Source organism: Pseudomonas sp. GL93 (assembly GCF_003408955.1).
GTDB classification, from domain to species: domain Bacteria; phylum Pseudomonadota; class Gammaproteobacteria; order Pseudomonadales; family Pseudomonadaceae; genus Aquipseudomonas; species Aquipseudomonas paracarnis.
In genome coordinates this window covers 91,813-106,318 of record NZ_NKRF01000061.1, presented here as the reverse complement: position 1 = coordinate 106,318, position 14,506 = coordinate 91,813, and the positions used below count along the sequence as shown (strand labels likewise).

The following is a 14,506-nucleotide window of genomic DNA, read 5'->3' as shown; positions in this document are numbered from 1 at the left end:
AGCCTGACCATGACCCTCCTCAGCCGTTTTTTCCTGGTCCTGGGTGTAATGCTGGCCGCCGCATGCGCCCAGCAACCCGCGCCATTCGTTCCACCTGCCGAGCGGCCGACACTGGCCAGCGAAGCGCCGTGGCCGAAGAACCATTTCCTGGGCATTGCCTACCACGACGTCTCGGACAACGACCCTGACCAGGCCGTGGTGGCGGTGCGTACCGAGCGCTTGATCGAGCAATTGGCCTGGCTGCGCGAGAACGGTTACCAGGCGGTCAGCGTGGATCAAGTCCTTGCTGCGCGCCGGGGCGGGCCGACACTGCCGCCCAAGGCCGTGATGCTCAGCTTCGATGACGGTTATTCCAGCTTCTACACCCGCGTGATGCCGATCCTGCGGGCCTACAATTGGCCGGCCGTGCTGGCGCCGGTGGGCAGTTGGATCGACACGCCGCTGAACCAGCCGGTGGACTTCGCCGGTACCCCGCGCCCACGGGGCGACTTCCTGACCTGGCAGCAGATTCGTGAAGTGTCCCGATCGGGCCTGGTGGAAATCGCCGCCCATACCGACGCCAATCACAAAGGCATACTCGCCAATCCCCAGGGCAACCTCGAACCGGCGGCCACCACGCGCCGCTATGATCCGGCGACCGGTCGCTATGAAACCGAGGCGCAGTTCCAGGCGCGGATGCGTACTGACGTAGCAGCCATCTCCAATAAAATCCGTACCGTCACTGGCAAGGCTCCACGGGTGTGGGTATGGCCGTATGGCGCGGCCGATGGCACCACCCTGGCCGTGGTGGGTGAACACGGCTATGAGATGGCGCTTACGCTGGATGACGGTTTGGATGATTCCAACAAGTTGATGAACAGCCCGCGCTTTTTGGTGGCCTCCGACCCGGATGGTGAACACTTCGCCAGCAGCATGGTTTCGGTTCAGGCCAAGGCACCGTTGCGCGTCTTGCATGTGGACCTGGATCACGTTTATGACCCCGACCCGGTCCAACAAGCGCACAACCTCGATGTGCTGGTGCAGCGCGTGGTGGACATGGGCGCCGTCACGGTGTTCCTGCAAGCCTACGCCGACCCCAAGGGTGATGGCCTGGTGCATTCGGTGTACTTCCCCAACCGCCACCTGCCAATGCGCGCCGACCTGTTCAACCGCGTTTCCTGGCAGTTGCATACCCGTGCCCACGCCAGCGTGTTTGCGTGGATGCCGGTGCTCAGCTTTGCCCTCGACCCCAAGCTGCCACGCGTGACCCGTTGGGACCCGCAGACCGGCAAGGTTGCTACCGATCCGGATCAATACAAGCGCCTGTCGCCCTTTGATCCGAAAGTGCGGCAGCTCATCGGTGAGATCTACGAAGACCTGGCGCGTACCAGCAACAGTGCTATCGACGGCGTGCTGTATCACGACGATGCGCTGCTGAGCGACTTTGAAGACGCCAGCCCCGCCGCACTCAAGGCCTATGCTGCCCAGGGCTTGCCGGACAATATCGCTGCGCTGCGTGCCGACCCTGCAGTGATGCAGCGTTGGACTCGCTTCAAGAGCCGCTACCTGATCGATTTCACCAACGAGTTGACCGGCAAGGTCCGCGCTATTCGCGGCCCGCAGATACTCACTGCTCGCAATATCTTCGCCGAGCCGATGCTCAATCCCGGCAGCGAAGCCTGGTTCGCGCAGAACCTCGATGACTTCCTTAAGACCTACGACTGGACGGCGCCCATGGCCATGCCGCTGATGGAAGGTGAGTCGTTGAAAAACTCCAATGCCTGGCTGGAAAAACTGGTGGCCACGGTCAAGGCACGCCCCGGCGCATTGGAAAAAACCGTCTTCGAATTGCAAGCCAAAGATTGGCGCACCCCAGCCGCGCCGGATATCAGCGCTGAACAACTGGCGCAATGGATGGGTGTACTCAAACGCCAGGGCGTCACCAGTTTCGGCTACTACCCGGACAACTTCCTGGAAAACTCCCCGGACTTGAAGACCATACGTCCGGCCCTTTCCAACCAGTGGAACCCTTGATCATGTTCGACAGAATCCTGGCTATATTCGTGTTGGCACTGGTACTGGGCTTGCCCCTGGGCCTGATCTTCCTGGTGACCGGGCAGTTCCTGATGGACTTCGTGTTCTTCTACCCGTTGTTCATGTCGGCGCTGTGGATCGCCGGTGGCCTGTATTTCTGGCTGCACTGGGAACGCCACTGGCCGTGGGAAGAAGACACGCCGGCGCCGACTCTGGCCGGCGAGCCGCTGATCTCGATCATCATCCCTTGCTACAACGAGGGCGATAACGTCGCCGACACCATTGATGCGGCCCTCGGCCAGTTGTACCCGAACATCGAAGTGATCGCGGTCAACGACGGCTCCAGCGACAACACCGCCGCAGTACTCGATGCCCTGGCACTGCAACACCCGCGCTTGCGCGTGCTGCACCTGGCGCAGAACCAGGGCAAAGCCGTGGCCCTGCGCATGGGCGCCGTGGCCGCCCGCAGCGAATACCTGGTGTGCATCGACGGCGATGCCTTGCTGGACAAAAACGCGGCCGCCTACATGGTCGCGCCGATGCTCGACAACCCACGCTTGGGCGCCGTCACCGGTAACCCACGCATTCGTACCCGCTCGACCCTGATCGGCCGGGTGCAGGTGGGCGAGTTCTCCTCGATCATCGGTTTGATCAAGCGTACCCAGCGGGTGTTCGGCCGGATCTTCACGGTCTCCGGTGTGGTGGTGGCGTTTCGCAAGAAAGCCCTGGACCGCATCGACTACTGGAGCACCGACATGATCACCGAGGACATCGATGTCAGTTGGAAGCTGCAACTGGATCATTGGTCGATCTTCTACGAGCCGCGCGCCCTGTGCTGGATCCTCATGCCCGAGACCGTCGGCGGCCTGTGGAAACAGCGCCTGCGCTGGGCCCAGGGCGGCGCCGAAGTGCTGTTCAAGAATATTCGCGGCATCTGGCAATGGCGTCATCGCTACCTGTGGCCGCTGTTGTTCGAATACTGCCTGTCCACCGGTTGGGCCTTCACCTTCTTGCTGTCGGTGATCTTCTGGGCCGTGGGTAAATTCGTCACGCTGCCGGCGGCGATTACCGTGGACTCGTTGGTGCCACCCGCGTTTACCGGCCTGGTGCTGGCGATGGTGTGCCTGCTGCAGTTTGCGGTCAGCATCCTGATCGACCGGCGCTACGAAAAAGACCTGTGGAAAACCCTGTTCTGGACCGTGTGGTACCCGATGGTGTTCTGGCTGGTGAGCCTGTTCACCACCCTGGTCAGCTTTCCCAAGGTGTTGTTCAACCAGCATCAAAAACGCGCACGCTGGGTCAGCCCGGACCGTGGTATCAAACCTGCCCAAGAGGAGGCGTGAGCATGAAACTGGTCAGAACTCGCCAAAACACACTGATGTGGATCGTCGATGTGCTGCTGACCCTGCTGGCCTGGGGTGGGTTGATTTGGCTGCTGGCGCGAGGCATCAGCGCCATGCTTGAAACCCACGGGGGCCCACGCATTGAGGCGCCTATCTTTGCTGCGCTCAACACCTTGCAGGTTTACCTGTGGATTGCGCTGTTCAATGCGCTGATCCTGATCAGCTGGGCGCGCTATCAGCAGCATCGCGGGCGCAAATTCGCCCAGCGCCGTGCCGAGGCCAATGCGCTGAGCGACCAGCACCTGAGTGAAAGTTTCAACTTGGGTGATGGAGACCTCGAGCAACTGCGCCGCCCCGGCGTGCTGGTGATTCACAACGATGAAGAGGGCGGCGTCGAAGAAGTGAAATCCCACGTCTCCCGCGACGTCGAACGCCCCGGCCTGACCCTGGTGCCCGACAAAGACAAGGGCATTGGCTAGAGTTAAGCGAATGCAATGCTCAAAGCAATGAAGATCCAATGTGGGAGCTGGCTTGCCTGCGAAAGCGGTAGTGCAGTAAGAGTTGCAGTGACTGACACACCGCCTTCGCGGGCAAGCCCGCTCCCACAGGTAGTATTTCCACCTATAGCTTGCAGTGGTTCACTCCTCTTGTTGGAATTCCGATAAATGGGATCCAATTCACAAAACTCCCGCGAACTTTTCCCCTTTCCTCGGTACTAACCTAACTCGACGAAACTTGATGGCTAAATAATGGCAATCAAAAACCCTTCGTCGAATTGCCATCAAAATCGCTGCCACTTGTCGGAATAATCACTTCCGGTGAATAGGCTTAGCCCTTTTGATGAAAATTTATCTTTATTAATCAATAGGTTGAAGACTATTTCAGCGAACGGCCCAACGTCGCCCGTTTCTAGGCGAGCTGGAAGTTCGATGTTAGTTTCGCGGCCCTTGATTTTCGATGGATCGAACATGTCTTCGTTATTGCCACGGACTCGGTTTCTTCTCTGCACGTTCCTGCTCACCTGCCTGAGCCTGAACAGTGCATCCGCCGCCCCCACGCCTGGCGATCAGGACTTGATCCGCGACCGGCAGAATCGCCTGCTCGAAGAGCAGCAGCGGCGCCTCCAGGAGCTTCAGGATTTGCCCGGCAAAGCGGACAAGCCCCAAGCCCCGGCAACCCCTGCCGACACCCGTTGCTTCCCGATCAAAACCATCGAACTCAAGGGCGCCGACAGCCTGCCGGTGCCCGACCGCGAGCGCTTGCTCAAGCCCTACATTGGCCAGTGCCTGGGCGTGTCCCAGCTTAACGACCTGCTCAAAACCATCACCGACTACTACCTCGGCAAGGGCCGGGTTCCCAGCCGTGCCTACCTGCCGCAGCAAGACCTCTCCACCGGCCATCTGCAAGTGCTGGTGGTGGAAGGCAAGCTCGAAGCCCTGCGCAGCGCCGATGGCAGCACAGTGACCGACCGTGAGCTGGCCATGGCCTTTCCCGGCAAAGTCGGCGAAGCGCTGAACCTGCGTGAAATCGAGCAACTGGTGGACCAGCTCAACCGCCTGCCGTCCAAACAAGCGCAGATGGAGCTCACCCCCGGCAAGCAAATCGGCGGCAGCGACGTGGTGGTCAAGAACACTGCGCAAAAGCCCTGGCGCGCCAGCCTGTCGCGCAATAACGACGGGCAGAAAAGCACCGGTGAGCAGCAATGGGGCGCTGGCCTTGAGTGGGACAGCCCGCTGGGCCTGGGCGACCAACTGATGCTGCGCGGCGGCCACGATGCCATCAGCGACCACCAGAAAACCTCGAAAAACACCATGCTCTACTACAACGTGCCCTGGGGCTGGTGGAACTTCAGCTACACCTACAGCGAGAGCGACTACCGCACCTACGGCATCGCCGACGGCTTCAAATACAAGCAGGACGGCGACAACCAGAACCACCAACTGCGCGCCGAGCGGGTGATCCACCGTGATGACGTCAGCAAGACCTCGGTCAACGTCGGCCTGGCGCACCTGCGCACCAACAACTACATCCTCGACGTGCGCACCGCGCCCAGCAGCAACCGCCTCAGTGAACTGCAACTGGGCGTCAACCACGGGCGGCGCATCGGCAGTGCCTTCGTCAACCTGGACCTGGGCATGCAAAGCGGCATCGGCCTGCTCGACGCCCAGGCCCAAGACGAGCGTGACCCAGCAGGCCGTCGCCAGCCGAACTCGCGCTACCGCAAATACACCGCCACCGTCAGCTACCTGCAACCGTTCAGCCTGTGGGGCGAGTCGTTCAGCTTCAGCAGTTTGGCCACCGGGCAACGCAGTGAAGACCCGCTGTTTTCGCCGCAGCGCATGAGCCTTGGCGGCTCGGCCTCGGTGCGCGGTTTCAAGGACCAATTGCTGACCGGCGACAGCGGCGGCTACTGGCGCAACGAAGTGCGCTGGGCGCGCCCGGTGACCCTCGACTGGATGCGCCCGGCCTTCTTCGAATACGGCGCCAGCGTCGGTTACGACCAGGGCGTGATCCGCAACGACCGCTACAACGACAACGTTCATGGCCGGGTGTCCAGCAACTCCCTGGAGCTGTTCGCCCGTGGCAAACACGTCAGTACCAGCGTGACCTTTGCTCATTCGTTAGAACGACCCGGTGTGGTTACCGAGCGCGAAGCGCCGATCTACTTCCGCATGGATTTTTTCCTGTAATTCAACGCCCCGCTGCATGAGAGCCTGACAATGGATGTTCGCCAATTCGCCTTCCTGGCCCGCCAACCTTCTGCCGCCCTGAAGCGCCGGGACGCGTTCTTCGGCCTGCCCAAGCGCGGGCTGGCGTTGATCCTCGCCAACGCATTGTTCTGGCAGCCGCTGCTGGCCCAGGCCGAGGGCATCGTGGTCAGTGCGCCGGGCACCACCGTGGGCGCGGCGGGCAATGGCGTGCCGGTGGTGAACATCGCCACCCCCAATGGCGCGGGCTTGTCCCATAACCAGTTCAAGGACTACAACGTCGGCCCCAACGGCGTGATCCTCAACAATGGCAACGGCGCCATGGTCAACACCCAACTGGGCGGGATCATTGTCGGCAACCCCAATCTCAAGGGCGGCGCGGCGAACGTCATCCTCAACGAAGTCAACGGCGGCAGCCCCAGCCAGTTGCGCGGTTATACCGAAGTGGCGGGGGAGTCGGCCAAGGTCATCGTGGCCAACCCGTACGGTGTGACGTGCAGCGGTTGCGGCTTTATCAACACCCCCAACGTCACCCTCACCACCGGCAAACCGGTACTCGACGCAAGCGGCCAGTTGCAGCGCTATGAAGTGGATGGCGGCGCCGTGACCATCGACGGCGAAGGCTTGAACGCCAGCAACGTCGAACGCTTCGACATCATCACCCGCTCGGCCAAGATCAACGCACAAATCAACGCCCGCGAACTCAACGTGATCGCCGGGCGCAACGACGTCGATGCGCAAAGCCTGAAAACCACCGCCCGCGCCGATGACGGCAGCCCCAAGCCGGAGCTGGCGATCGACTCCTCGGCCCTGGGCGGCATGTATGCCGGCGCGATCAAACTGGTGGGCACCGAGGCCGGTGTGGGCGTGAAGCTTGACGGCACCCTGGCCGCCAGTGGTGGCGATATTCAGCTCGACGCCAACGGGCGCCTGAGCATGGCGCAGGCGGCGGCCACCGGTAACGTCAAAGTCACCGCGCAAAACATCGACCTCACCGACAAGGTCTACGCCAACGGCAATGTGCAGGTCACCAGTGCCCAGGCCCTGGTCAACCGCAAGAGCATCGCCGCAGGCCAGCGTATCGAGATCAACGCGGCCAGCGTGAACAACCCGGGCATCATCGAAGCCGGCGTCGCCGCCGATAACAGCCGCAACACCACGGGCGATCTGGTGGTGAACGCGCAAACCGTCACCACCAGCGGCAACCTGCTGGCCAGCCGTGCACTGGCGATCACCGCCGCGCAAGCGCTGACCAACCAAGGCGCGATCATCCAGGCCAAGACCGTCGAGGTCAGCAGCGCCAAACTCACCAACCAGGGCGCCAGCGCTCGCCTGTTTGGCGAGCAGAGCCTGGCGATCAACTCGCCGGCCATCGTCAACCTTGGCGGGCTGATCCGCTTCGGCGAAGGCCAGGCCGCCACGCTCAACAGCGCCTCTTTGGACAACCGCCAAGGCCGTATCGAAATGGCCGGCGGCAGCCTCGTGCTCACCAGCGCCGACCTGAACAACAGCGGTGGGCAAGTCATCGCCAACGACCTGACCGTCAACGCCGGCAACCTGAACAACCAGAACGGCGTGTTGGTGGCCAAAACCGCGACCGTCACTGCCAGCAACCTCGACAACAGCCTCAAGGGCTTGATCCAGGCCGACGGTGGCGCGCTCAACCTCGCCATTTCCAACACCTTCAACAACAACCAGGGTTTCGCCCAGGCCAGCACCGATCTGAACGTCACCGCCGGCACCCTCAGCAGCAACGCAGGCGGCGTACTGAGCGCCGACACCGGCAAGCTCACCCTCACCGCCGCGCAACAGCTCAACAACGCCCAGGGCCGCTTGCAGGCAGGGCAGGGCGATATCGAACTGCACGCCGCCAACCTGGATAACCAGAGCGGCACAATCGTCGGCAAGCAACTGCTGCTCGACGTGGCTGGCGGCGATATCGACAACCGCGCCGGGCGCGTGTTGGGCGACCACCTCGACGTACGCGCTTCCGGCCTCGACAACCGCAACGCCGGCCTGCTGGCCGGTGGCGCCCAGGGCGTAAGCCTGCTGCTCAAGGGCCCGGGTCAGTTGCTCAACGCCCAGGGCCGCATCCAGAGCGAGGGCCTGCTGCAATTGCGAGGCGAGCGCTTCGACAACAGCGCCGGCATCCTGCTGGGGCAGACCATCGACGTCACCGCGCAAACCTTCAACAACAGCAACAAAGGCGCGCTGGTCAGCGATGGCGGTGACGTGGTGCTCAAGGTCGGCGACCTGCTCACCAACGTCGGCGGCCAGATCGACGCGGGCGAACGCAGCGTGCTGGTCAAGCAACTCACCACCCTCAACAACGACGGCGGCACCCTGCGCGGCAAGCGCCTGGAGATCGCCGCCCAGCACCTGAACAACGACAACGGCCAACTGCTGGCCGGCGCCGAAGGCCTGAGCTACAGCGGCCAGGATGTGAGCAACCGCAAGGGCCTGATCCTCAGCGGCGGCGCCCTCCCCGAACTGAACACCCCCCGCCTGGATAACCAGGGCGGCACCGTTCAGGGCGACAGCCTGAGCGTCACCGCCAACAGCGTCGACAACGCGAGCGGCGGCCTGATGGCAAGCCTGTTCGGCAACCTGCAGCTCACTGTCGAAGCCCTGGCCAACCGTGGCGGCAAGCTGTTCGGCAAAGAACAAGTGACCGTCAGCGGCGCCACCCTCGATAACAGCGCGGGCCAGATCAGCGGCAATCAGATCAACCTGACCTCACGCGACACGCTCACCAACCAGGGCGGTTTGGTTGAAGCCAACCAGGGCCTGACCCTCACTGGCGGCAACCTCGATAACAGCGCCAACGGCCAACTGCGTGCCCTGGGCGGCGCCAGCAGCCGCGTCAACCTCAGCGGTGCGTTGAACAACCAGAACGGCACCCTCGAATTCGGTAGCCAGGCCTTCAGCCTTGACGCGGCCAGCTTCAACAACCAGAACGGGATGCTGCAACACGCCGGCACTGGCCTGTTCCACCTCAACACCGCCATCCTCTCCGGCAGCCAGGGCAATATCCAGGGCATGGGCAGCGCCGACTGGGCATTCGGCAAGGTCGACGGCCTGGGCCGCGTGCAACTCAACGACGTGCTCACCTACAAGAGCGACCAGGGGCTGGCCCTCAAGGCCGGCGACCGCTTGGCCAGCGCCAAGGGCTTGATCCTCAACGTGGCCAGCCTGGACAACGGCGGCGAACTGCTCAGCGACGGTGACATCAGCATCACCACCGGCGATATCACCAACAGCGGCCGCGTCTCGGCCCTGCAAACACTCACCGTCGCCGCCAACAACCTCAGCCAGAACGGCGGCCGCCTGGCGGCCACCAATACGCGCCTGACCCTGGGCGGCACCCTGGACAACCTCGGGTTCCTCACGGCCCGTCAGCAGCTGGATATCGCCGCCGCGCAAATCAACAACCGTGGCACCCTCGGTGCCCAGGGCGCAGTGAGCCTCACCGCAGTCAACGGCATCACCAATGCCGCCGACACGCTGCTGTTCAGCGGCGGTGACATGACCCTGCGCAGCAATGGCTTCAGCAACAGCTATGGCGATGTCTACAGCAAAGGCAACCTGAGCTTCGCCGCCCGCGATGGCGGGCGTGCCGTGCTGTTCAGCAACCGCTCCGGCACCGTGGAAAGCGAAGGCTCCATCGCTATCAATGCAGGCTTTATCGAAAACGCCAAAGACGAATTCGAACTCGGGCAAACGCTGACCACCGGCAGCTTGAGTTGGATCTGTGGCCAGCACTGCGGCGAAAGCGACAACTGGGAACGTGGCGAGATCACCATCTACGAGACGTACCTTGAGGCGGCGACCAAGGACTCGGTAGCGGCGCGCCTGGTGGCGGGCAAAAACATGCTGCTGCAAGGCGACACTGTGCAGAACCGCTACAGCCTGATGGCCGCCAATGGCGACCTGAGCATCACTGCCGGTGACCTGCTCAACCAGGGCGCCGCCACGCGCACGGGCCAGCGCAAGCTTGTCATCGGCACGCCAGGTCACGTCTCCGACGATTTGTTTGAACGCATGCAATATGTCGACGTGCCCGCGTTCAATGCGGCCACGGCGGCTGGGAATTTCGACAAGGCGCGCTTCGAAGAACTCAAAAGCCGCTCACCCAATAGCCTGCCGTTCGCCTACGCAAGTGACGTCACCACCTGGACCAACAACAGCGGCCCCGGCTACGACGCCACCCTGCAAGCGGGCGGCACGGTCAACCTCAACGTCGCCCGCACCCTGCAAAACGGCACGCTGCACAACAACACCCTGGCCCAGTTGACCGGCACCCTCGGCGACGACCAGACCGGCATCCCCGTCGGCGGCATCAACATCAACCTGAGCAAACACGCCAACGACCCGAGCGCCCAGGCGCCCGGCAGCGTATTGCCCGTGGTGGGCGTGGCCCCTGGCGGCGGCTTCGTGCCCGTGGACTACACCGGCACCGCCTTCGCGCCGGTTGACCCCACCAGCTCGCCGACCTTCCAACTGCCCAAGGGCGAGTACGGCCTGTTCGTCAAAAACGCCGACCCCACCAGCCACTACCTGATCGAGACCAACCCCGAATTCACCTCGGCGTCGGGCTTCTTCAGCTCCGATTACATGCTGGGCAAACTCGGTTTCACCGCCGACAACGCCTGGCGCCGCCTCGGTGACGGCCAGTACGAAACCCGCCTGATCCGCGACGCCGTCCTCGCGCAAACCGGCCAACGCTTCCTCGCCGGCGGCCTGTACAGCGACGCCGACCAGTTCCGCTACCTGATGGACAACGGCCTTGCCAGCAAAGACGCCCTGCGCCTGAGCCTGGGCGTGGCCCTCACCGACCAGCAAGTCGGCGCCCTGACCCACGACATCGTGTGGATGGAAAACCGCGTCATCGACGGCCAGACCGTGCTCGTACCGGTGCTGTACCTGGCCCAGGCCGACTCGCGCAACGTGCGCGGCAACAGCCTCATCCAGGGCCGTGACCTCAACCTGGTCACCGGCGGCGACCTGATCAACGTCGGCACCCTGCGCGCCAGCAACAACCTCTCCGCCATCAGCAGCGGCAGTATCTACACCGGTGGCCTGGTCGAAGCCGGCAACAACCTCAGCCTGCTGGCCCAGGACAGCATCCGCAACGCCATGGCCGGCGAAATCCGCGGCAAGCAAGTCAGCCTCACGGCGCTCAAAGGTGATATCACCAACGAAACCACCGCCATCCAGGTGCGTGACGGCGCCGGCATGCGCACCCTCACCGACACCAGCGCCGGCACCATCGTCGCCCGCGAAAACCTCGCGATCGACGCCGGGCGCGACCTCACCAATCGAGGCGCACTGGTAACGGGCAACGACGCCAACCTCACCGCTGGCCGCGACCTCAACCTCATCGCCGCCAGCGACACCAGCGTCAAACACGAGACCCGCGACGGCGGCGAGAAATCCAGCATCACCACCGACGTCAAAAACCTCGCCGCCAGCGTCACGGCGGGCGGCAACCTCAACATGCAGGCCGGGCAAGACGTCAACACCAGCGCCGGCACCATCGTCGCCCGCGAAAACCTCGCGATCGACGCCGGGCGCGACCTCAACGTCGCCTCGGTCAGCGACATGCACAACGTCGAGGGCAAGGAAAAGGACGGCAAGAAACGCATCAAGACCTCGGACGACCAGACCAGTCAAGTGGCGAGCGTACTGACGGCGGGTGGGGATTTTGTCAGCCAGGCTGGGCGTGACACCACGATCGTGGCGAGCAGGATCAGCGCGGGGAATGAGGCTTATCTGTATAGCGGGGATAAGTTGAACCTGCTGGCGGCGCAGAACAGCACTTACAGCCTTTACGACATGAAGGAGAAGGGTGGCTGGGGCGCGAAGAAGACCAAGCGTGATGAGGTGACCCACGTCACGAATGTGGGGACTGAGATCAAGACTGGTGGTGATCTGGTACTCAAAAGTGGAGGCGACCAGACCTATCAACTTGCCAAGCTTCAGAGCGGCCGGGACATCACTTTGGATAGCGGTGGCGCGATTACCTTTGAGGCGGTCAAGGATCTACATCAAGAAAGCCATGAAAAAAGCAAGAACAGCCTGGTTTGGACCAGCGCCAAAGGCAAAGGAAATACTGACGAAACGTTGCGCCAGAGCCAGCTGATTGCGCAGGGACAAGTGGTTATTAAAGCCGTAGATGGCTTGAAGATTGACGTCACGCATGTTGATCAGCAAACGGTTAGTCAGGCCATTGATGCGATGGTGAAGGCAGATCCGCAGTTGGCTTGGCTGAAAGAGGCTGAGAAACGTGGGGACGTGGACTGGCGCAGGGTTCAGGAGGTTCACGATAGCTTTAAATACGATAACTCTGGCTTAGGTGGCGGCGCATCTTTAGTCATTGCAATTATTGTCACCTACTTTACGTGGGGCGCCGGTGCGGGTCTTGTCGGCGCAGCCTCCACTAGCGCAACGGGCATTGCCGCAAGCTCAGTAGTGTCCGCAGCTGCCGTAAATGCCACGACAAGCACCATCAATAATCGTGGCAATCTTGGCGCAGTGGCTAAAGATGTCACCTCCAGCGATAGCCTGAAAGGCTATGCGGTTGCCGGCATTAGCGGCGGCTTTATGCCTAGCAGCCTCGGTGCTCAGCTTGCCGTTCGATCAGCCCTGAACACGCTCACTAACGGTGGGAAGTTCAAGGATAACGTTGTGCAAGCCGCGATCAGCATGGCTGCAGACGGCCTAAGTGGCGCGATTTTCGACCGAGTGGGTGATTCACTATTGGGCAGTGGCCTTCCTAAGAAAATCGCTGTACATGCGATTGTGGGTGGGTTGATTGGCGAGGCCGCGGGGGGCGACTTCCGAACTGCGGCCTTAGCCGCCGGAGCTAACGAAGCGTTGATCAGCCTGGTCGGTGAAAAAATCTTTCCGGGTGAGGCGCACGAACGAGTTCTGGCAATGACCTCCCAGTTAGTCGGGATGACGGTTGCCGCAGCAGCAGGTGGAGATGCAAAGGCTCAGGAAAAAGCGGCATGGGTGGCTCAGCAAGCTACGGTCTATAACAATCTGAATCACGTTGAGGCTGAGAATCTACTTAAAGAAATTAAGGACTGCCGCGCAACCAAGACCTGCGGTGAAGCCAAAATAAAAGAAATATTGAATAAATATGAAGATATTTCTGCGGACAACTCCAGCCCCATCAAGGACTGCCCGACGCGAAAATGTGTCGACGATATCCTGAATAGTTCGGTTCGAATGGACAGTCCTGTTGCACAGGAACTGCTTAGCCTGCTGCGACAGACGACGTATGACACGCCTGGATTGCTTCAAGGGAACCCTAGTGACGTGGTTTCACAATCGCCTAACCCAAGTGGATGGGGCGATATGTTTGCTGCGGATAAGCAGGTGGCTTTTGCTAAGAATCTCAAAGAAGGATGGCTGACTCCGGAAGAAACAGCGGACATTGATCGCTGGAATGAATCCACGAGGTGGGTAGATCGCGCTTACGGCTATAGATTAGAGCCCAAGGAAAAGGCCTATATACTCACAGAGCTGGGTACCGCCGCTGCGATGATTTTGATTGCCGGTCGGGCAGGCAGTAGCGTCGCGAGCAAAAATACTTCAGGGAAACCGTTGGTCTCGTCGGGGGCTGAAGTAACTCCAGAAATAATTGAAAAAGCGCTGAAGGGGGACTCTGCTGCCAGCGCTCAGCGAGCGGTTTCATTACCTGCTATTCAAAGATATGTTGATCGTCTTCTAAAGGGCGATGTTGCTCCACCGATTTCAATGGATGGGAAGGTCATCGTTGAGGGTAATCATCGCTACATTGCTGCGAAAATCTTAGGCCGGACTCCGGATGTGAATCCTGGAACATTACCGCCGAATAAAGCTGGCTTAACTAAACCAATGTCTGAGGTGAAGGTGGATCCGGTGGATTGGGGGAATAAATGATTAATATTAATTTTGAGACGGGCGAGATATTAACTCTACCTTTAAATAGTTTTGTTGGTGCAAGTTTGAAAGGGTTGCAGTTGCATCGCGCTATATTTGATGAGCTTAATATTGGAAGTGCCGACTTTTCTGGTTCGAATCTGAGAAATGCCTCATTTGTTAACGCGTTTATAGATCGAGCTATATTTGACCGAGCAGCTCTCATGAATTCAAATTTTATGAATTCAGTTATGAGTAATACTTCTTTCGCAGGCGCAATGGCAGCGTTTGCTGATTTTGACGGTGCAAATCTTTCATGTGCAAGTTTTGAGGGTGCTGATATTGGTGGTGCTAGCTTTATTAAATCAAATTTATGTGGCGCTGACCTTTGTGCAAATAGAATCGAAGAAGCGGTTTTTTTGGGCGCTACGTATAATGATGCTACTGTCTGGCCAAGTGGGTTTCGACCAGAGAATTATGGTGCGATTAAAGTGCTTAAATGAGAGTTGAAAAGCATATTAAATAAATCTGTCC

The 14,506-nt window shown here is 60.6% G+C and carries 6 protein-coding genes; all 6 read left to right on the top strand.

What is annotated here, in order from left to right:
- The first annotated feature begins 9 nt into the window (after positions 1-9).
- The 6 genes from pgaB to CER19_RS10590 all read left to right on the top strand — a co-directional run bounded on the left by pgaB (position 10) and on the right by CER19_RS10590 (position 14,475).
- Positions 10-2,013 carry a poly-beta-1,6-N-acetyl-D-glucosamine N-deacetylase PgaB gene (gene pgaB / locus CER19_RS10615; RefSeq protein ID WP_116666382.1) on the top strand — a complete coding sequence of 668 codons (2,004 nt, stop codon included), beginning with the start codon at positions 10-12 and terminating at the stop codon, positions 2,011-2,013.
- A 2-nt stretch (positions 2,014-2,015) separates the two neighbouring features.
- Positions 2,016-3,356, top strand: coding sequence for a poly-beta-1,6-N-acetyl-D-glucosamine synthase (gene pgaC / locus CER19_RS10610; RefSeq protein WP_116666381.1), 1,341 nt, complete (start codon positions 2,016-2,018; stop codon positions 3,354-3,356).
- Between the two features lie 2 nt (positions 3,357-3,358).
- Complete coding sequence (gene pgaD, locus CER19_RS10605; protein WP_116666380.1) at positions 3,359-3,835, top strand: poly-beta-1,6-N-acetyl-D-glucosamine biosynthesis protein PgaD; 477 nt, start codon at positions 3,359-3,361, stop codon at positions 3,833-3,835.
- Between the two features lie 489 nt (positions 3,836-4,324).
- Positions 4,325-6,046: a ShlB/FhaC/HecB family hemolysin secretion/activation protein gene (locus CER19_RS10600; protein ID WP_116666379.1), complete on the top strand. Its 1,722-nt coding sequence runs from the start codon at positions 4,325-4,327 to the stop codon at positions 6,044-6,046.
- A 30-nt stretch (positions 6,047-6,076) separates the two neighbouring features.
- Positions 6,077-13,993 carry a filamentous hemagglutinin N-terminal domain-containing protein gene (locus CER19_RS10595; RefSeq protein WP_256660414.1) on the top strand — a complete coding sequence of 2,639 codons (7,917 nt, stop codon included), beginning with the start codon at positions 6,077-6,079 and terminating at the stop codon, positions 13,991-13,993.
- Positions 13,990-14,475, top strand: a complete 486-nt coding sequence (locus CER19_RS10590; protein WP_116666378.1) for a pentapeptide repeat-containing protein — start codon at positions 13,990-13,992, stop codon at positions 14,473-14,475. Before CER19_RS10595 ends, CER19_RS10590 begins: the two co-directional genes overlap by 4 nt.
- Positions 14,476-14,506 lie beyond the last annotated feature (31 nt).